Below are 18,594 nucleotides of genomic sequence, written 5' to 3'. Positions count from 1 at the left end.
CGGTCTGAGTCGGGATGGTCTGGGCCGTCGCGGGTCAGGGTGCGCGACGCAGTTCCAGGATGGTGACCTCCGGGGGCGCCCCGACGCGCACCGGAGGTCCCCACGCCCCGGCCCCACGTGTCGTGTACAGCGTCGTGGTGCCGATCCGGTCCAGTCCGGTCACCGAGGGTTGTTGCAGCGGAACCAGATAGCGGATGGGCCAGAGTTGTCCGCCGTGGGTGTGTCCGGACAGCTGCAGATCCACGCCGTGGTCGGATGCCTCGATCGCCTGTTTCGGCTGATGGGCGAGCAGCAGGGTGAACCGGCCGGGTTCCTGGCCCGCGAGGGCCTTGCCCAGGTCCGGCTCGTACGGTTCGGGTGCGGTGGCGTCGTAGATCCCGGCGACGTCGATTCGCCCGTCACCCCTGGCGATCTCGACCCGCTGGTTACGCAGGGTGTGGATGCCGAGAGCGTCCCACTCGTCGAGCCACCGGCCGCCGTCGTCGGAGTAGTACTCGTGGTTGCCGCTCACCCCGAACACGCCCAGCGGTGCCCGCAGTCCTGCGAGCGGGGCGATCTCGTCGCCGACCTTCGCGACGGTGCCGTCGGTGAGGTCGCCGCCCACCGCGATCAGATCGGGCTGCTCGGCGTCGACGAGTTCGACGATGCGCGAGGCGAAGTCGCGGTCACGGGCCGGGCCGATGTGCAGATCGGAGATCAGTGCGACGCGCATACCGTCGAATTCCTCGGGCAGATCGGCCAACTCGACACGCGTATGTGTGACCTTCGGTGAATTCGCCTCGACGACACCGTAGATCGTCACCGACACCGCACCCGCCACCACGACCACGGTTGCGATGCGCAGCCCGAGGAGCCGCCCGGCGGCCCCGCGTTCGGCGGCACCGGTCAGGCGCAGTACACCACGGGTGATCAGCGATCCGATGCCGACCACGGCGAGACCGAGGACCAGATAGAACACCGTCGCCAGCCAGGTCAGGCCCACCGAGGCCGCGGGCCGGAAGGTCGCCGGGTCGAGGACTCGGCCGGTGGCGATCCCGAGCACCGCGAGCGCCCACAACACCACCAGGGCGACGTCGATCACCACCGACGCCGGACGGGGTGGTCGCGGGGCGCGCACGAGGCGACGGTGCAGCCAGAACGTGATGAGGGCGAGGGCGACGGCGAAGAAGGCAATCATGGGAATCGCCGCGAACCTTACCCCACCGTCGGGTCGTGGCGTCCTCGTGCGCCCGCGCATGATGGATGACATGAGTTTCGATGTCACGACCGCAGGGGAGTGGACCTACCCCGAACTCGCCGACGCCGCCAAGCACCTGCTGGCCGGGGAGACCGATCGGATCGCGAATGCCGCGAACCTGTCGGCGCTGGTGTATCAGTCGCTGGCAGAGGTGAACTGGGTGGGCTTCTACTTCTTCGACGGCACCGAACTGGTGGTCGGCCCGTTCCAGGGCAAGCCGGCCTGCGTGCGTATCCCGCTCGATCGCGGGGTGTGTGGCGCGGCCGCGCGGACCCGCACCACCCAGCGGGTCCGTGACGTGCACGCGGTCGCCGACCACATCGCCTGCGACGCCGACTCCCGGTCCGAACTGGTGGTGCCGCTGGTGCGCGGCGACGAGCTGATCGGGGTGTTCGACCTCGACAGCCCGGTGCCCGCCCGCTTCGGCGCCGACGACCAGCACGGACTCGAGACCATCGCGACGATCTTCGTCGAGTCCCTCGGCTGACGCCCCCGACCCCCGCGACCCCCGCGTACCTACAGGTACATGCCGCGTCCGGGGAGGTCGTGACGGACACCGAATCGAGGTCGCCGACGCCGGGGCACCCGAATCGGACCGCTGGTCCGCCTCGTCGCCGATCCACACCGGGATGCCGGCGGCGTCCCGGTGCGGATCGGCGGATGGCGCTCAGTCGGCGAAGGTCGCCGCGTCGATCACGAAGCGGTACCGCACGTCGCTGGCCACCACACGGTCGTAGGCCTCGTTGATCTGCGAGGCGTCGATCGTCTCGATCGTCGCCCCGATGTTGTGCTCGGCACAGAAGTCGAGCATCTCCTGGGTGATCGCGATACCGCCGATCAGCGACCCGGCCAGCGAGCGACGGTTGCGCAGCAAGGAGAATCCCTTGACCGACAACGGATTCTCGGGCAGCCCGAGTTCGACGAACGACCCGTCGACGGCGAGCATCGAGAGGTAGCGGTCGAGGTCGAGGTTCACCGACACCGTGTTCAGGATCAGGTCGAACTCGTTGCGCAGCGTCCGGAAGGTCTCGGGATCGCTGGTCGCGTAGTAGTGGTCGGCACCGAAACGCTTGCCGTCGGCCTCTTTTCGCAGCGACTGGCTCAGCACGGTGACCTCGGCGCCGAGCGCGTGGGCGAGTTGCACGCCGACGTGGCCGAGTCCGCCGAGACCGATGATCGCGACCTTCTTGCCGGGGCCGGCGCCCCAGTGCTTGAGCGGCGAGTACAGGGTGACACCCGCGCACAGCAGCGGGGCGGCGACGTCGAGTGCCAGACCGTCGGGGATGCGGACGACGAAACGCTCGGTCACCACGATCTGCTCGGAGTAGCCGCCGTGGGTGAACTCGCCGGAGTACGACGTCGAATTGTAGGTGTCGATCGAGCCTTTCGTGCAGAACTGCTCGTCGCCGTCCTTACACGGTCCGCACTCGCCGCAGGAGTCCACCATGCAGCCCACGCCGACCCGGTCGCCGACCTTGTGGCGGGTGACCTCGGGGCCGACGGCGGCGACGATGCCGGCGATCTCATGGCCGGGTACCACCGGATAGGTGGTGCCCCGCCATTCGTTGCGTGCGGTGTGGATGTCGGAGTGGCAGATGCCGGCGTAGGCGATGTCGATCAGGACGTCCTTCGGTCCCAGATCCCGGCGCTCGATGGTGCCCTTCGACAGCGGTGCGTCCGGTGCGGTGGCCAGATAGGCATTGACGGTGGTCGTCACGATGAAACAAACCCTTCCTGAACGGAGAACCCTCGACCTCCAGTCTGCCGACACATTGCCGGATCTGCATATCCCGGGAATCCTGGACCTCGGCCGGGCGTTCGGATCTCCCGAGGCGTTCGGTTCTGCCGAGTGCACCCCGACGAGGAGGATTCATGTCGACCCCACCGCTGCCGCCCGAGGTCCGCGAGATGCTCGCCAAGCCGAATCCGGCGGTGATGGCCACCGTCCGCGCCGATGGTGCGCCGGTCACCGCGGCCACCTGGTATCTGCTCGACGGCGACGAGATCCTGCTGAACCTCGACGACGCGCGGGTGCGTCTGAAGCATCTGCGCAACGATCCGCGGGTCACGCTCACCGTGCTCGACGAGAACAGCTGGTACACCCACATCACGCTGGTCGGCCGGATCACCACGTTCCGCGCCGACGACGGCCTCGTCGACATCGACCGGCTCTCGCAGCACTACGGCGGTGAGCCGTATCCGGTGCGTGACCGGCCGCGGACCAGCGCGATCATGGCGGTCGAGCGGTTCTACGGGTGGGGTGCCCTCCAGGACACCGATCAGTCGTCCTCACGCTGAGGTCCCGTCGCCGGGGCTCCCGTCGGTCGCCGATCTCCGGGCGGCCAGTTGTTCGGCGCGGACGGCGATCTGCCGCAACATCTTCTGCTCCATCACCAGGGACGCGGGTTCCATCGGCGCCATCCCGATCCGGTCGATGGTGCGTGGCAGGCGGTACCGGTTGCGACTGATCAGTCGGGTGCGGCCGGGGCCGTCGTCGCGGATCGTGAACGACCACAGCCAGTTCCCGTCGGCCGAGCGCCATGCGAGGGCGTGTGGCGGGTCGACGTGCTGCAGGATCAGGCGGTTGCCGCCGAACTCGATGGACTCGCCGAGCCGGGGATGCTGGAACTCCTCGAGTACGTGGTCGGCGCTGTGCATGTGCAGGCCGAGCAGGTTCTCGATCCAGTCGTAGGTGTATGCGCCGCCGCGCGGGTCCGGGCCCATCTGGGCCAGCCACGGGAAGACGCAGTCGGCGGGTGCGTCGACGCTCACCGCGCGGGTCGACTCCCCGTCCGGCAGACGGTGCGGCAGGCGATCGCAGCGCCCAGTGCGAGCGCTGCGATCGCCACGACGGTGGTGCGGATGACTCGCATACGTCGATCGTCGTCCATCGACGGTCCCGGCGCACCCTGTCGGGGCGCACGATGCCGGTGCAGCGCCGGGACGGGGCGGTGTCACCGGCCTGCGAGTTCTCCGTCCACGAACTGCTCGTCCACGAACTGCTCGTCCACGATCTCCTCGGCGGTGTGCTCCTCCCGGATCACGGTCAGCACCAGCACGGCGACGACCGCCGTCAGTACCGCCGCGACCACGAGTCCGATGTGCAGTCCGCTGACGAAGGCGTCGTTGATCTGCGGGAGGCCGGTGATCGGGACGCCTGCCGCTGCAGGCTCCTGCAGGTCGGCGGGGGCGCCGGAATCGGTGATCGACGTGGCGACCTTCGCCGCCACGATGGACGAGAGCACGGCGGTGCCGATGGCCCCACCGACCTGGATGCAGGTGGTCTGGAAACCGCTGGCCACACCGGCGAGACGGACCGGGGCGCTGCCGACGATGAGCTCGGCACCCGATGGGATCGCGAAGCCCGAACCGAAGGCCAGGATCACGAACGGCACGGCCATGTACCAGTACGAGGTGTCGGGGCCGGCCAGGGTCAGCAGGGCGAGTGCGATCGTCATCAGCCCGAGGCCGAGTGCGGCGACGCGTCGTGCACCCGACTTGGCGGTCAGCGCGGCGCCGATGGGTGCGGCCGGGACGGCGAACGCGCTCATCGGCAGCATCCGCAGGCCGGCCTCGACGGTGCTGTACCCCATGGTGTTCAGCAGGAACAGGGTGATCAGGAAGGTGACGCCGAGGATGGCGAAGAAGTTCACGAAGAACACCAGTCCGCCGATCCCCACGTCGCGGGATCGGAACAAGCCCAAGGGCAGCAACGGATTCCGGATTCGGTTCTCGGTGACGAGGAACGCGCCGAACACGATGAACGAACCGATCAGGGTGCCGAGGGTCTTCGCCGAGCCCCAGCCCCACGACTGTGCCTGGACCACTCCGAAGACGATGCCGAACAGGAACACGCCCAGCAGGACGACGCCGAGCAGGTCGAACGGGCCGTCGTCGGCGGATTCGGTCTCGCGCAGGACGATCATGCCGAAGATCACCGCGATCACCGCGATCGGTGCGTTGATGTAGAACACCCACTGCCAGCCGGCCTGCTCCACCAGGATGCCGCTGACGAGTGGTCCGGCGGCGATGGCGACCGACGACACTCCACCCCAGATACCCACGGCCATACCGAATTTCTCACGCGGGAAGGTGGCGCGGAGCAAGGCGATCGTCTGCGGCATCAGCATCGCGGCACTGATGCCCTGTACCACGCGGAAGACGATGACTCCCTCGATGCTTCCGATCAGACCGATTACGACGCTGGCGATTCCGAAGACGGCAACGCCGGAGAGGTACATGCGTTTGCGGCCCCAGCGGTCGCCGAGTTTGCCGCCGAGGATCAGCAGCACGGCCAGTCCGAGCAGATAGGAGTTGATCACCCATTGCAGCTCGGCGAAGCTCGCGCCGAGATCGGCCTGGATGGCGGGGTTGGCGATGTGGACGACGGTGGAGTCGAGTCCCACCATGAACAGTCCGAAGCAGACCGCGATGAGGGTCAGCGCCGGGGATGCCGGGCGTGTGTCGCGGGGTGTTCGGCGAGTGGGTGTGGCGCTGGACGTCACGAAGCCTCCTTCACAGGACGGGGAGAGATTATGATTATGAATCTATAACAGATGACTCTGGCGGTATGACAATCCGTAGGATGGTGCCGTGACCGACGACCCCGAGGTGCTGGCCGATCTCGCCGACGCGGTGATGGAACTGTCACGCAAACTCGATCCGCGTAGCCCCGAGATCCGTGACGTCATCGCGCTGACCGGCACCGAGGTGGCGGTGATCCGGCAGGTCCACCGGCACCCGCGGATCACGCCCAGTCATCTGGCCGAGCTGACCGGCCTGCAGCGCAGCAACATCTCCACCGCGCTGCGGTCGCTGGAGGCGCGGGGCATGGTGGTGCGCGAACATCCGGACGGCAACGCGCGGTCGGTGGAGCTCGTGGCCACCGACCTGGCACGGGAGAACCTGCACCGGCTGCGCGCCCACTGGGTCACGTTGTTGTCGAGGGTCGATCCCGAGGTGCGGACGCGTGCGGATGAGGTGGCGACGGCACTCTGGCGGTTCGACGATGCGATCGGGAATCCCGACGGACGCGGGTGAATCCGCAATGGCGGCCGTGACGACTACCGGCGACGTCGAAATCCGTCGAGTGGGCGCCCGAATCCGTTGGCCGGGCGCTCGAATTCGTTGACCGGGCGCTCGAATTCGTTGACTGGGCGCTCGATCTTGTTGACTGGGCGCTCGATCTCGTTGACCGGGCGCTCGAATTCGTTGACTGGGCGCTGTTATCCGTTCATCGTGCGCGGGTCACGTGCCTGACGGGAAGCGCGGGGCGCTGTCCTCCGGCGGGATGGCCAGCACTCGGCACATGGCCGAGATGCCCAGGTACTGGGCCGAGACGGCGACGATCTCCGTGCGGGTCGCGATACCGAGCACCTCGTCGACCCCGGCGAGCTCGGCGGTGGTGAGTTCCCGTTGATCGACCATGGCGTCGGCGATGGTCAGGACCGCAAGATGTCGGGGTGACCATGCATGCGACGGCGTCACCTCGGTGACGGTCGCTGCGACCTGCCCGCTGCTCAGTCCCGACGTCTTGCCGAAGTAGGCCACGTGGACACCCCATTCGTGCTCGGCGCCGCAGCGCGCGGTGACCCGAAGGATGGTCAGTTCACGCTCATCCGGCGCGAGTTGGCCGGTGTGCAAAAGCCCGTGCAGGCCGAGGATGGGGCGCTCGATATAGCCGCGCAGGACTTCGGGGTTGTGTGCCATCGCCAGGTACAGCCGCGGCGGACGGTTCGGCGGTGGTACCACCGAGTCGAGCAGGCGGCGGGATTCCTCGGGAACGGGCGGGGTCGTCATGGTCGGCGAGGGTATCCGTCGACGACCATGACGACCCGGGGTTTCGGTGGATTCCCAGCGGTCAGAACCCGTCCTTGACGCGGACGACGGTCCGCCCGGTGACCTTGCCCGCCTTGATGGCGGTGAGTGAGGCATCGAGATCGCCGATGCCGATCTCGGTGATGACCGAGTCGAGATGCTGTGGGCGCAAGTCGGTCTCGATACGACCCCAGATCGAGCGTCGCAGTTCTGCACCGATGAGCACCGAGTCGATGCCCAGCAGGGCGACCCCGCGGAGGATGAACGGCATGACCGTCGTCGGCAGCGCGGCGCCCCCGGTCAGACCGCTCGCCGCGACCGCACCGCTGTGCTGCATGGTGCTCAGCACATACGCCAGCGTGGTGCCGCCGACGCAGTCGACCGCACCGGCCCATTGTGACCTGCCGAGCGGGCGGATCTTGGTCTCGTCGTCGACGAGGCGACCCACCACCTCGGTGGCGCCCAGATCTGTCAGAAGCTTTGCGGCGTCGGGCTTCCCGCTCGATGCGGTGACCGTGAAGCCGAGTGCGGACAGTAGATCGACGCTGACCGCACCGACACCGCCGCTGGCCCCGGTCACGAGGATCGGTCCGTTGTCGGGGGTGAGGCCGTGGTCGAGCAGGGCTGCCACGCTCATCGCCGCGGTGAACCCGGCGGTACCGATGGCGGCGGCCTCTCGCGTGGTCAGCGACGCGAGCTCGACCACCTGGTCGGACGGGGCGACGGCGAACTCGGCGTAGCCGCCGTGCTGGTCGGTGCCGATCGGACCACCGTGTGCCACCACCTGGTCGCCCGGCGCGAAGGCCGGATCGGTGGAGGCCACCACCTCGCCGGCCACGTCGATACCCGGCACGATCGGGTAGTTGCGTACCACTCCGCCGCGCGGCGTGATGGCCAGGGCGTCTTTGTAGTTCACCCCCGAGTAGTGCACGGCGATGGTCACCTGGCCGTCGGGCAGGTCCGCACCGGTGAGGGTCTCACGGCCCAGGATCACCGCCCCGTCGTTCTCTCGGGCGACGAGCGCGGCGAAACTGTCGGGAATGCTGGTGGTCATCATCGTCCTCATGGTCCGGCGGTAGAGCTCGGTCGTTGGTGATGGTAGTCGGGGTCGTGACGTGGGTTACGTCGCGAGGGGCGGTGAACCCCATTGGTGAACCCGAGTCTCCTGGGTGAACAGCTGTCACAATCTGTCCACAGATAGTGTTCTGCTTGCCATTTCGCTGATAGTTCGCCTATGTGTTCGCTACAATGGAACACATGCAGGGGGAGCTGGAGACCATTCTCGACGCACTCATCGATTGTCGTTTCGACGACGATCCGACCGGGCCGGACGTGTTCATAGACATGCGGACACTGGTCACCATCAGGAATGTCGTGGATGCATTGACCGCGGCCGGGGCCGGGCACTTGGATCGGCTGGGGGTGGCGCAACGGCACGGGCACAAACCGATCGCCTTGTTGATCGAGATGGGGTACGCGCCAGCTGTGGCTGCGCGGATGCAGCGAATCGGGACGTCGGCGGTGGTGGAACGCACGCTGAAACACGCTGCCGACGGCGCGATCTCGGGTGAGCATGTCGATGCGATCGTGCGCGGGCTGAACCAGATCGGGCTACGTGCCGGGGAACCGCCGGACGCTGAGACCTGGGCGACCTTTGAGGGCGATCTGTTGGCGCAGGTGTTGTCGGGGGCCAAGCCCTCCGAGGTGATGGCCCGGGCACACCAGCTCGGGGACCATCATGCTGGCGATGCCGAGGGTGGACGTCCGGCGAAAGAAGACCGCAACCTGAATGCCCTGGATATCGGGCGGACCGACGACGGGCGGGTCGCGGTCTCCGGGAGTCTGGATGTTGTTGTCGGCGAGAAGTTGGCGACGGCGATCGAGAAGCTGTCGGCGCCGGTCCCGCAGCCGGATGGGTCAAAAGATCCGCGTGAAGCGCCTCGACGTCGCGCTGACGCGTTGGAGATGGTGTTGGATATGGCCGCCGGCGCCGGGGATCGGTCGGTGACCGCGCTACCTGCGGCGTTGATCAACCTGTCGGTACCCGCGGATACACCGGGCAAGGCCGAGTTGGCGTTCGGTGGGTCGATCACCCACAGCACCCTGCTCGAAACCAGCTGTGACGGTGTGGTTGTCATGACGATCGTCGACGGCGAACGCGTCCCGTTGGATATGGGCCGGTCGAAACGCTTGTTCACAGCTTCGCAGCGGCGGGCGTTGTTCGAGCGGGATCGGTGTTGCATCAAGTGCGGTGCCCCGGCATCTCGGACTCAGGCTCATCACATTGCGCATTGGTCGGATGGTGGTGCGACTGATCTGGCGAATGGGTGTTTGTTGTGTTCGTCGTGTCATGCCGATGTGCATCACAACGGGTGGGACGTCTACATGGGTCCGGATGCGCATCCGTGGCTGATCCCACCTGAGGTGGTGGATCGGCGTCGTCGTCCGATTCCGGCGTATAACAGGCGGTTTGCCGACGAGCTACCGAATGCTGCCTGACCTTTTGTAGAAGCTTGTGTTCTTTGAGAAATTCATAGAGATAGTGGGGTGTCGGGACCTCCGTTGGTTGGGTTGGCGAGTTCGGCCGGTGGAGGTTTCGACACGACTTGTCGCTTCGCTCCTCGTCGGCTCAACCATCAACGGAGCGTGGCTGATTGAGCAGTGAATCCCCCGGGGTTTCGTGCCGCTTCCTTTTGAGTCAGGAAGGATGAGCACATGCCGAAGAACATTGATCCCGAGGTCAAGGCTCGTGCGTTACGGATGTTGGCCGAGCATGGCGGGGAGTACTCGTCGACGACGGCAGCAGCTGCAGCGATCGCGAAGAAACTCGGAGTGAGTAAAGAGACGGTGCGCCGGTGGGCGGTGCAGGCCGAGGTCGATGGGGGCCGGAGGCCCGGGGCCAGCAGTACCGAGCTCGCCGAGCTGAAGCGTTTGAAGGCCGAGAACAAGCGGTTGCGTGAGGACGTCGAGGTGTTGAAAGCGGCGACGTCTTTCTTCGTGGGGGAACTCGACCCCCGCAATCGATGATCATCAGCTTCATTGATGAGATGCGTACCAAAGGTGTTGCGGTCGAGTCGATCTGCCGAGTCCTGTCTGAGCAGGGCTGTCAGATCGCCGCACGCACCTATCGGGCCTGGCGGTCGCGTCGGCCTGCCGGACGCACCCATTCCGATGCGGTGACGGTGGACAGGATTCGTGATATCGCTTGGCGGACCGATGATCGTGGGCGGCGTCGGCTGACGCCCGAAGGGCTGTACGGGCGTGAGAAGATGCGTGCTCTGCTGCACCGGACGTGCCTGCCGGGGGTGTCTGTCGGATCGGTTGATCGGGCGATGAAGGTGTTGGAACTCAACGGTATTCGTCGTTGTACGAAGATTCGGACGACGATCCCTGCAGCGGGTGGGAAACGGGCTGGTGACTTGTTGAACCGGGAGTTCACCGCGCCGGCCCCGAACCGGGTGTGGGTCACCGATTTCACCTATGTGCGGACCTGGCGGGGTTGGGTGTATGTCGCGTTGATCCTCGATGTGTATTCCCGCAAGATCGTGGCGTGGCATGCGTCTACGTCGAAAACGGTTGAGCTGGTGATGATTCCGCTTCGGATGGCGCTCTCGGAGCGGGAGCGGGAAGGTCGGCCGGTGGTGGCGGGCGAGTTGATCCATCACAGTGATGCGGGTTCGCAATATACGTCGTCGGCCCTGACGGGCACGCTTGATCTGGAATCGATCACCGCGTCGATCGGATCGGTGGGCGACGCCTACGACAATGCGCTGATCGAGTCGACGAACGGCCTGTACAAGACCGAGTGCATCCAGACCACGGTGTTCCACGCTGGGCCCTACAAGGACCTCTCGGACGTCGAATACGCGACCCTGGGTTACGTCGACTGGTTCAACTCGACTCGGCTGCACGGGTCGATCGGCTTGGTCCCGCCCAACGAGTACGAGGCTGCCTACTATGCTGGGGTCACTACCAGCAGGTAGCCCACCAACGAGGTGGCACGAAACCTGGGGTGCTTCACAGCGCCTTCTACGATGATTGAGCCGGGACCGAGCGTAGCGAGGACCCGTGTCGGAATCTCCGTAGCGTGGGTTGGGTGGTGACCACGTCGGTGGTGGTCGGGTTGGTGACGTCGGCTGTCGGAGGTTTCGACACGTCTCGTCGCTTCGCTCCTCGTCGGCTCAACCATCAATGGGGCGTTGCTGATTGAGATGAGCACTCTTCCATGATTGAGCCGTGCCTTCCACGATGATTGAGCCGGGACCGAGCGTAGCGAGGACCCGTGTCGAAATCTCCGCAGCGTGGGTTGGGTGGTGACCACGTCGGTGGTGGTCGCGTTGGCGACGTCGGCTGTCTGAGGTTTCGACACGTCTCGTCGCTTCGCTCCTCGTCGGCTCAACTACCAACGGGGCGTGGCTGATTGAGCAGCGCCTTCTACGATGATTGAGCCGGGACCGAGCGTAGCGAGGACCCGTGTCGGAATCTCCGTAGCGTGGGTTGGGTGGTGACCACGTCGGTGGTGGTCGGGTTGGTGACGTCGGCTGTCGGAGGTTTCGACACGTCTCGTCGCTTCGCTCCTCGTCGGCTCAACCATCAATGGGGCGTTGCTGATTGAGATGAGCACTCTTCCATGATTGAGCCGTGCCTTCCACGATGATTGAGCCGGGACCGAGCGTAGCGAGGACCCGTGTCGAAATCTCCGCAGCGTGGGTTGGGTGGTGACCACGTCGGTGGTGGTCGCGTTGGCGACGTCGGCCGTCTGAGGTTTCGACACGACTTGTCGCTTCGCTCCTCATCGGCTCAACCTGAATCCACCGATCGGGTTTCAACGGTCGGATGAATGATGTTGGAGCCCTTGACCCCGATACCAACCCGATAAAGACGTGTGTGTACCGCCGATCTCCAACGTCGGCCTGTTTCACCAGGTTTCAGATCAGGGCCACACACGGCCGAATGGTCAGGTCAAACACCAGGATTTCAATGAACAGTACTGGCATACAACCGATTCCACTCCACTTCCCAGGGCCACCCAGCCGGTAGATGTAACGACAAACGACGTGCCGACGACGAAGTCCGCGCCGGTACCCCGATCAACGCACGCCGGATCGTGGTCGTGGTCGCACGCATCAATGATCCACCGGCCACGGTGGCCGCTGCCCGGGTGAGGTTGAACGCCATCACCGCACACGCCAACCACGCGGCGTTGGCAGAGAACTTCCCCGAGGGCATGTGGGCCATCGCCGAGGCCTTCAGATCGGCATGGACCTGCTCGATGATCGCGTGATGACGGTGCACACGATCAGCGACGACTTTGTCGGTGGTCATGTCGGTGGTGAAGAACGCATGGTGACGATACACATCGAACAACGAGTCACCATCAGGATTGAGGGCCAGGACCCGCCGCACGATCAACCGACCCGGAATCGGGGCCCGGGTACGCCCGGGTTTGACCGGTGTGGACGGTTTACCGACGAACCCGTCGAAGGGAACCTCGGCCACCTCGGCGGTACGCACCAGCTGCCCGTCTGTACCAACCTGGGTGGGGTTGGCCAGGGTGATCGTGGTCCATGCCGAGTCATCGATCGTGGAGATCGCGGTGGTCACGTTGCTGTACAACCGCACCGTCAACGACACCTGTGCCCCGGCCCGGTGGGCTGCGGCGACCAGGTCGTGGGAGTAGAACGCGGAATCACCCCGAACCAACACCGGCACCTCTCGTCCGGCCGGCCACGCCCGACGCAGGGTGTTCAACGATCGGGTCAACAGGTCGGCGGCTCCGCGCACCGAGTTACACGACCCGCCCCGCAGGCGGTGACCGAGGATGATCGGGGCCCGATCGGCGGTGGTGGCCGTCACCATGAGGGCGTTGATCCCACGGACCCCGCTGTAGCCGTATTTCGCGCCTTGTTTCTGGTGGCCGTAACACTGGTTGATGGTGTCGTCGAGATCGACCAGTACCCGTTCACCTGCAGGGTTGAGGAGGTGGGTGTGTTCGATCAGGCCGGCCAACAGGCGGGTGGCGATCGCCTCGTACTGGGCGACCGTGCCGCGGGTGGAAGCCCGCAGAAACGTGCCCAGGGTGGACGGGGCGTGGGTGTGGCCGTAGATCGTGCCCATCCCGCCGTGGCCGATGATCGACAATCCGTCGATGGTGTCGGCGCCCATCACCATGCCCATCACGATTGCTGAGAGTTTCCGGCCGGCGTTGGCGCCGGTATCGGTGGGGATGGTCAACCATTGATCGCCGAGTTCTTGCAGGCCACACGTTTGGGCCAGACGCATCACCGGTACCACCCCGGCCGGCCCGATCAGGTTGTGGTCATCGAATGATGCTGACTTTACCGGCAAGGTGTGGCAGGATCGCATCTGCGAGATGCCCTTTCTTTGTGTGTGGGTCGAACCTTCGACAAGTCTGATTCTCACACTCGGACAGGGCATTTCGTGTTTCCCACGCCGTTTCGGGCCCAGGTTTTTCCATCTGGATCGGTGGATTCAGGCTCAACCGCCCACGGCCAGCGGTCGATTGAGTCGGGGCCGGGGTACTGTCGGCTCAACCATCAACAGCCCGTTGATGATCGAGCGAGGAGTCGTTGTGGGCCGATTCTAGTCGTAGCGCTCGATGCTGGATTCGGCCAAGCGGGACAGTCCCTCGCGGATATGGCGGGCCCAGATGCTGCCGATGCCCTCGACGGCCTGCAGGTCGGCGGACGAACTGGCGAGCAGTGACTGGAGGGTGCCGAAGCTGCGGACCAGGCGGTCGACGTGGGCGAACTGCAGCCGCGAGATGCGGGCGAGCATCCGGTAACCACGCGGGCTCATCGCCGTGTCCTGCGCCTCGATGGTCGTCGGATACCCGAAAGCGCCGGCCAGCAGGGTGAGGTCGAGCAGATCGGCGTCGCTGAGCTGCTCGATGGTCTCGAGGGTGTGATGGACCTCTTCGGTGGTCGCCGGCTCGGGGCTGGCGTAGTAGTCGCGGACGAGAAGCTCACGGACCGCGTCGTTCTCGGAGATCAGCTCCTCGAGCTGCAGGCTCACCTGGCGGCCGTTGACCCCAAGTTCGAGGACGTACTCCTCGATCTCGACGCCGACGCGGCGCACCATCTCCATCCGCTGGGCCGCCGACATCGCGTCGCGGAGCAGCACATAGTCCTCGATCTCGGCGCGACCGAGCGCACCGATCACCTCGTCGAGACGGGCCTTGTACCGCTCCAGGGTCGACAAGGCGACGTTGGCGCGGGACAGGATGGGGTCCGGACTCTCCACCACTCGGCGGACACCGTCGACGTAGACGCTGACGATCGACATCGACGCGCTCACCGAGATCACCGGATGCTGGGTCTGGATGGCGGTGCGCTCGGCCGCACGGTGCCGGGTGCCGGACTCCTCGGTGGGGATCGACGGGTCGGGCACCAGTTGCACGTTCGCTCGAACGATGCGCTTGCCGTCGGTGGACAGCACCACCGCGCCGTCCATCTTCGCCAGCTCACGCAGCCGGGTGGGGGCGAACTCGACGTCGAGGTGGAAACCGCCGTCGCAGATCTTCTCGACGTCGGAGTCGTGTCCGAGCACGATCAGCGCACCGGTGCCGCCACGCAGGATGCGTTCGAGTCCGTCGCGCAATCCGGTGCCGGGCGCGACGCGGGCGAGGGTCTCCTTGAGCAGATCCGAACGGCTCTCGGTCCACCCGTACTGGTCGGATCTGGCTCCGTCGACCATGGGGACTCCTCTCCGGCGGTGGCCGCCGACCTGCGCTGCTTCCCGATCGATGACCGGCGACCATCCGTGGGGTTCCCGGATGGCCCGGAGACGATGGTTCGGGGACTAGGGTATCGGTGCGTGAAGACCAGCTTCGTCGTGCCCGACGATCTCGACCCGCTGCAGCGCCATCCCAAGGCCGCCGGACCGGGGCAACCCATCCGGATGCACAGCCCCGCCTGCCTGGGCTGCGGCGAGGCCGCACCCCGCGGACTTCACCTGGTGGTGCGGGCCGCGACCGACGACGAGTTCGCCGTCGAGACCGTGATGCCCGTCGAACAATGGATGGAGGGCGGTCCCGGTGTGATCCACGGCGGCGTGCTGTCCACCGCATTCGACGAGGTGATGAGCGTCGCCCCGCTGCTGGTCGGCCCGTCCGCGGTCACCGTGCACCTCGAGACCGACTTCATCGCACCCATCACGGTCGGAACGACGCTGCATCTGCGGGCCAGACTCCTCGGACGGCAGCGACGCAAACTGTACGTCGAGGCATCGGCACATCTGGGTGACCCGGACGCACTCGTCGCGGTGGGGCATTCCATCTTCGTCACCGTCGACGCGAAGGCCCACTTCGCCGACCACGTGGAGAACTCGGCGATCGGCGACGAGCACAAGGCGCGACTGTCCCGACCGTAGGCGGCCAGACCGGTCCCCGTGACCGGCCGATCAGAACGGTGCGTCGACCACCGTGAAGACGCTCTTGAACGCGGCGTCCACCGCCTCCATCAGATTGCTGACGCGGGTCACCTTGATCCCCTTGGGCAGCGGTTCGTCGGTACCGGCCGGGATCACCACGTGGTGGAAACCGAGACGCTTGGCCTCGGCGACGCGACGCGCCACCGCCGACACCCGGCGTACCTCCCCGGCGAGACCCACCTCGCCGACGACGGCCGTGGTGCGCGGGATGGGGGAGTTGCGCATCGCCGAACACACCGACAACGCGATCGCGAGGTCGCCGGCCGGTTCGGTGACCTTCATGCCACCGACCGTGGCCACGTACACCTCGCGCTCGTGCACCTTGACGTCGAGCCGGCTCTGCAGCACCGCCAGGATCATCGCCACCCGTGGTGAGTCCAGCCCCGACACCGCGCGCCGCGGCGTGGCCATCGTCGACGGCGTGGTCAGTGCCTGGATCTCACCGGCCAGCGCGCGCTTGCCGTCCATCGTGATCAGCGTCGCCGAGCCGCTCACATCCGTGGTGTGATGGTGCATGAAGATCCCCGACGGATCGGTCACCTGGTGGATACCGTCGTCGCGCTGCTCGAAACATCCCACCTCGTCGGCCGCACCGAACCGGTTCTTGATCCCGCGCACCATCCGCAGCGACGAGTGGCGGTCGCCCTCGAAGGACAGCACCACGTCGACGAGATGCTCGAGGGACCGCGGCCCGGCGACCGCACCGTCCTTGGTGACGTGACCCACCAGGATCACCGCGATCCCACGGTTCTTCGCCAGCGACACCAGCGCCGTGGTGACCGCCCGGATCTGGGTGACACCTCCGGTCACGCCGTCGGTGCCCGATGCCACGACGGTCTGCACGGAGTCGACGATCATCAGGGTGGGGGCCACCGCGTCGACATGCCCGAGGATGGTCGCCAGATCGGACTCGGCGGCGAGGTAGACGTTCTGGTGCACGGCGTCGGTGCGTTCGGCGCGCATCCGCACCTGCCCGGCCGACTCCTCGCCGGTGACGTACAGCGCACGCCGCCCGCCGGCGGCCCAGTGCTTGACCGTCTCGAGCAGCAGCGTCGACTTGCCGACGCCGGGCTCACCGGCGAGCAGGATCACCGATCCGGGCACCACCCCGCGACCCAGGACACGGTCGAACTCGCCGATCCCGGTGGGGATGGCCTTGGTGGACTCGGAGGTGATCTCGGTGATCGGCATCGCCGGACTCGACGGGGCGACGGTGGTGGTGGCGCCCGACGCCGACCGGACCGTGGTGACCTCGTCGAAGGTGCCCCACTCACCGCAGTCCGGGCAGCGTCCGACCCACTTGGGGACCTGATGTCCACAGGCGCTGCACCGGAACGACGACTTGGGTTTGGCCATGCGGGCCAGCCTAGTGACCGCCCCCGACAATCCGGGGAGCGCACTCGCCGGGACCGCACCCCCGGCCACGGTGCCCACCGGCGGGGACACCCACAGACGCCGAGAGCGGCTGCCCCGTGTGGGACAACCGCTCTCGGTGATGCTGTGTGGCGGGACTAGTGGTGTCCGCCTTCGCTTTCCGGATCGCCACCGCGGGTGACGTCACGGCGCTCGACCAGCGGGGTGCCGTCGACCGGGGTCTGCACGTCGATGGTTCCGGCGTCGACCCACTGCCCGTTCTCCTGCTTCTGGAAGCTGAAGGTGAGGGTGGTGGTCAGGCCGGCGGCGACGGTCTTGCCGGTGTCGGTGAGCTCGGCGGTGATCGCCGACTCGCCGAGGGCGGGATCGCTGACGACACCGGAGGTCGGCGAAGCCGACTCCGAGGCGCTCGCCGGGGTCGAGGTGGCCGAGACGGTGGTGCTCGACGGGTAGATCACCGAGTTGGCCGGGGTCCCGGCACGGATCGCCTGGAGCGGCTCGACGGTGGGCGTACCGCTCAGGGTGACGGTGCCCTGACCGCCCTGCGCGACGGTGACCTTGGTGAGCTTGTAGGTCGTGGTCTGGCTGCTGTTGGCCACCACGAAGGTGAGCTCGAACGGCCCGCCGTTGCCGAAGACCTCGTCGGCGTTCTCCGACGGGTAGAGGACCTGCGCGTTGCGGATCTCCACCTGACCCCATGTCGCGGTGGCGTTGCCGCCGTTGACGGCCGGTAGCTGATTGGCCGTCTGGGAGATCTGCCCGGCACCACAGCCGGTGGTTCCCAGTGCGACCGCGACGCCGATCGCGGCGAAGGCAGTCGCCGACGCCAACCGTCGCTTGGTCGAAGATGGCACCAGCCGAAGCTGTCCAGGTCGAGTTGGCACGGACACCCGTTCCTCCCAGGTAATCGATCGCGAACATCGCACTATGGCGAAACCCTGCACTACGGAGCGTAGTGGGCCGGGGTCACAAAATCCCGGCGGGGTACCAGATTGGTGTCGTGCGGGGGTCCGTGCGGGACGTCGGCGCACCCCCGGCGGGCCGCGTCGACGCCGGGTGAATCGGGGTATTGCATGCTGTCCCACCCGCTGCTACCGCGCGCGGTAGGACCTGCCCGAACAGGGGGTCCGAACCCTGTTCAGGGCCGTGACCTGCACCGTTGTGTGGGCCCTGTCAGGCGTCCGTGTTAGACTGGGCTTACTCGAAAGGGGCACGGAACATTGAATTTCAAAGTCGGCGACACCGTTGTCTATCCCCATCACGGTGCTGCTCGGGTCGAAGACATCGTTACCCGAACCATCAAGGGTGAGCAGATCGAATACCTGGTCCTGAAGGTCGCCGACGGCGACATGACCGTCCAGATCCCGTCAACCAAGCTCGAGTACGTCGGCGTTCGTGATGTCGTCGGCGAGGAGGGCCTCGATCAGGTCTTCCAGGTCCTGCGTGCACCCCACACCGAGGAGCCCACCAACTGGGCGCGTCGTTTCAAGGCCAACCAGGAGAAGCTGATCTCCGGTGACATCATCAAGGTCGCCGAGATCGTGCGTGACCTGTGGCGTCGTGAGCAGGACCGTGGTCTGTCGGCCGGGGAGAAGCGCATGCTGACCCGCGCCCGTCGTGTGCTGGTCGACGAGTTGTCGCTCGCCCAGAACACCGACGACGAGAAGGCATCCAGCATCCTCGACGAGGTCCTGGCCGCCGCGTCGTAGATCCGC

General features: G+C 66.4%; 17 protein-coding genes and 1 other annotated feature. Of the genes, 7 read left to right on the top strand and 10 right to left on the bottom strand.

What is annotated here, in order from left to right:
• Positions 1 to 34: 34 nt before the first annotated feature.
• Positions 35 to 1,177, bottom strand: coding sequence for a metallophosphoesterase (locus Q9K23_RS08655; protein WP_020794113.1), 1,143 nt, complete (start codon positions 1,175 to 1,177; stop codon positions 35 to 37).
• A 70-nt stretch (positions 1,178 to 1,247) separates the two neighbouring features.
• Here Q9K23_RS08655 and Q9K23_RS08650 point away from each other — a divergent pair, with 70 nt between their 5' ends.
• On the top strand, positions 1,248 to 1,724 hold the full coding sequence (locus tag Q9K23_RS08650; RefSeq protein WP_152972597.1) for a GAF domain-containing protein: 477 nt from the start codon (positions 1,248 to 1,250) through the stop codon (positions 1,722 to 1,724).
• Positions 1,725 to 1,904: 180 nt separating this feature from the next.
• On the opposite strand, the gene Q9K23_RS08645 is transcribed toward Q9K23_RS08650, so the two are convergent.
• Positions 1,905 to 2,954 carry an NAD(P)-dependent alcohol dehydrogenase gene (locus Q9K23_RS08645; RefSeq protein ID WP_053776268.1) on the bottom strand — a complete coding sequence of 350 codons (1,050 nt, stop codon included), beginning with the start codon at positions 2,952 to 2,954 and terminating at the stop codon, positions 1,905 to 1,907.
• A gap of 155 nt (positions 2,955 to 3,109) precedes the next feature.
• On the opposite strand from Q9K23_RS08645, the gene Q9K23_RS08640 reads away from it, so the two are divergent.
• On the top strand, positions 3,110 to 3,535 hold the full coding sequence (locus Q9K23_RS08640; RefSeq protein ID WP_053776267.1) for a PPOX class F420-dependent oxidoreductase: 426 nt from the start codon (positions 3,110 to 3,112) through the stop codon (positions 3,533 to 3,535).
• Here Q9K23_RS08640 and Q9K23_RS08635 read toward each other — a convergent pair.
• Both Q9K23_RS08635 and Q9K23_RS08630 read right to left on the bottom strand, forming a co-directional pair.
• Positions 3,527 to 4,009 carry a hypothetical protein gene (locus Q9K23_RS08635; protein WP_020794579.1) on the bottom strand — a complete coding sequence of 161 codons (483 nt, stop codon included), beginning with the start codon at positions 4,007 to 4,009 and terminating at the stop codon, positions 3,527 to 3,529. The two genes, Q9K23_RS08640 and Q9K23_RS08635, sit on opposite strands and share 9 nt — an antisense overlap.
• Positions 4,010 to 4,191: 182 nt before the next feature.
• A complete protein-coding gene (locus Q9K23_RS08630; protein ID WP_053776266.1) occupies positions 4,192 to 5,742 on the bottom strand; it encodes an MFS transporter in 1,551 nt (516 codons plus the stop codon).
• 88 nt (positions 5,743 to 5,830) lie between these two features.
• Between Q9K23_RS08630 and Q9K23_RS08625 the strand changes: the two genes are divergently transcribed.
• Positions 5,831 to 6,277 carry a MarR family transcriptional regulator gene (locus Q9K23_RS08625; RefSeq protein WP_020794671.1) on the top strand — a complete coding sequence of 149 codons (447 nt, stop codon included), beginning with the start codon at positions 5,831 to 5,833 and terminating at the stop codon, positions 6,275 to 6,277.
• Positions 6,278 to 6,484: 207 nt separating this feature from the next.
• Here the strand turns inward: Q9K23_RS08625 and Q9K23_RS08620 are convergent, their stop codons facing one another.
• Positions 6,485 to 7,036 (bottom strand): carboxymuconolactone decarboxylase family protein, encoded by a 552-nt coding sequence (locus tag Q9K23_RS08620; RefSeq protein ID WP_053776265.1) that lies wholly within the window; start codon positions 7,034 to 7,036, stop codon positions 6,485 to 6,487.
• 61 nt (positions 7,037 to 7,097) lie between these two features.
• On the bottom strand, positions 7,098 to 8,108 hold the full coding sequence (locus Q9K23_RS08615) for an acryloyl-CoA reductase (RefSeq protein ID WP_053776274.1): 1,011 nt from the start codon (positions 8,106 to 8,108) through the stop codon (positions 7,098 to 7,100).
• A gap of 203 nt (positions 8,109 to 8,311) precedes the next feature.
• Here Q9K23_RS08615 and Q9K23_RS08610 point away from each other — a divergent pair, with 203 nt between their 5' ends.
• Positions 8,312 to 9,553 carry an HNH endonuclease signature motif containing protein gene (locus tag Q9K23_RS08610; RefSeq protein ID WP_305950474.1) on the top strand — a complete coding sequence of 414 codons (1,242 nt, stop codon included), beginning with the start codon at positions 8,312 to 8,314 and terminating at the stop codon, positions 9,551 to 9,553.
• A 216-nt stretch (positions 9,554 to 9,769) separates the two neighbouring features.
• Positions 9,770 to 11,037 (top strand): IS3 family transposase gene (locus Q9K23_RS08605; RefSeq protein ID WP_152972908.1). Its coding sequence is split into 2 segments (ribosomal slippage): positions 9,770 to 10,043 and positions 10,043 to 11,037, totalling 1,269 coding nucleotides; the frame shifts between segments, so codons are not numbered across the junction.
• Positions 10,039 to 10,173, top strand: a sequence feature (AL1L pseudoknot). It overlaps the preceding gene by 135 nt.
• 994 nt (positions 11,038 to 12,031) lie before the next feature.
• On the opposite strand, the gene Q9K23_RS08600 is transcribed toward Q9K23_RS08605, so the two are convergent.
• Positions 12,032 to 13,420 (bottom strand): IS1380 family transposase, encoded by a 1,389-nt coding sequence (locus Q9K23_RS08600; RefSeq protein ID WP_305950473.1) that lies wholly within the window; start codon positions 13,418 to 13,420, stop codon positions 12,032 to 12,034.
• Between the two features lie 237 nt (positions 13,421 to 13,657).
• Positions 13,658 to 14,770: a DNA integrity scanning diadenylate cyclase DisA gene (gene disA / locus Q9K23_RS08595; RefSeq protein ID WP_059035642.1), complete on the bottom strand. Its 1,113-nt coding sequence runs from the start codon at positions 14,768 to 14,770 to the stop codon at positions 13,658 to 13,660.
• Positions 14,771 to 14,863: 93 nt separating this feature from the next.
• Between disA and Q9K23_RS08590 the strand changes: the two genes are divergently transcribed.
• Entirely contained in the window at positions 14,864 to 15,445 is a 582-nt protein-coding gene (locus Q9K23_RS08590) for a PaaI family thioesterase (protein ID WP_053777008.1), read from the top strand.
• 30 nt (positions 15,446 to 15,475) lie between these two features.
• Here Q9K23_RS08590 and radA read toward each other — a convergent pair whose 3' ends face one another.
• Together radA and Q9K23_RS08580 are read right to left on the bottom strand one after the other, a co-directional pair.
• Positions 15,476 to 16,861, bottom strand: coding sequence for a DNA repair protein RadA (gene radA, locus Q9K23_RS08585; RefSeq protein ID WP_020792696.1), 1,386 nt, complete (start codon positions 16,859 to 16,861; stop codon positions 15,476 to 15,478).
• Positions 16,862 to 17,016: 155 nt separating this feature from the next.
• The gene (locus tag Q9K23_RS08580; protein ID WP_261977838.1) at positions 17,017 to 17,733 is read right to left on the bottom strand and encodes a hypothetical protein; all 717 of its coding nucleotides are present in this window, start codon (positions 17,731 to 17,733) and stop codon (positions 17,017 to 17,019) included.
• Positions 17,734 to 18,099: 366 nt separating this feature from the next.
• Between Q9K23_RS08580 and Q9K23_RS08575 the strand changes: the two genes are divergently transcribed.
• The gene (locus Q9K23_RS08575) at positions 18,100 to 18,588 is read left to right on the top strand and encodes a CarD family transcriptional regulator (RefSeq protein WP_020792698.1); all 489 of its coding nucleotides are present in this window, start codon (positions 18,100 to 18,102) and stop codon (positions 18,586 to 18,588) included.
• The last annotated feature ends 6 nt before the right edge of the window (positions 18,589 to 18,594 follow it).

Origin of the sequence: Gordonia sp. NB41Y (assembly GCF_030718915.1) — a bacterium.
GTDB lineage: Bacteria > Actinomycetota > Actinomycetes > Mycobacteriales > Mycobacteriaceae > Gordonia > Gordonia desulfuricans.
The sequence above is the reverse complement of the archived record's forward strand: the minus strand, read 5'-3'. Positions and strand labels throughout refer to the sequence as shown.

Excerpts from the sequence above, each read along its gene's own strand:
- Q9K23_RS08655 (WP_020794113.1), bottom strand. The coding sequence starts at position 1,177 with ATGATTGCCTTCTTCGCCGTCGCCCTCGCCCTCATCACGTTCTGGCTG.
- Q9K23_RS08650 (WP_152972597.1), top strand. The coding sequence starts at position 1,248 with ATGAGTTTCGATGTCACGACCGCAGGGGAGTGGACCTACCCCGAACTC.
- Q9K23_RS08640 (WP_053776267.1), top strand. The coding sequence starts at position 3,110 with ATGTCGACCCCACCGCTGCCGCCCGAGGTCCGCGAGATGCTCGCCAAG.
- Q9K23_RS08620 (WP_053776265.1), bottom strand. The coding sequence starts at position 7,036 with ATGACGACCCCGCCCGTTCCCGAGGAATCCCGCCGCCTGCTCGACTCG.
- Q9K23_RS08615 (WP_053776274.1), bottom strand. The coding sequence starts at position 8,108 with ATGACCACCAGCATTCCCGACAGTTTCGCCGCGCTCGTCGCCCGAGAG.
- Q9K23_RS08610 (WP_305950474.1), top strand. The coding sequence starts at position 8,312 with ATGCAGGGGGAGCTGGAGACCATTCTCGACGCACTCATCGATTGTCGT.
- Q9K23_RS08600 (WP_305950473.1), bottom strand. The coding sequence starts at position 13,420 with ATGCGATCCTGCCACACCTTGCCGGTAAAGTCAGCATCATTCGATGAC.
- disA (WP_059035642.1), bottom strand. The coding sequence starts at position 14,770 with ATGGTCGACGGAGCCAGATCCGACCAGTACGGGTGGACCGAGAGCCGT.
- Q9K23_RS08590 (WP_053777008.1), top strand. The coding sequence starts at position 14,864 with ATGGTTCGGGGACTAGGGTATCGGTGCGTGAAGACCAGCTTCGTCGTG.
- radA (WP_020792696.1), bottom strand. The coding sequence starts at position 16,861 with ATGGCCAAACCCAAGTCGTCGTTCCGGTGCAGCGCCTGTGGACATCAG.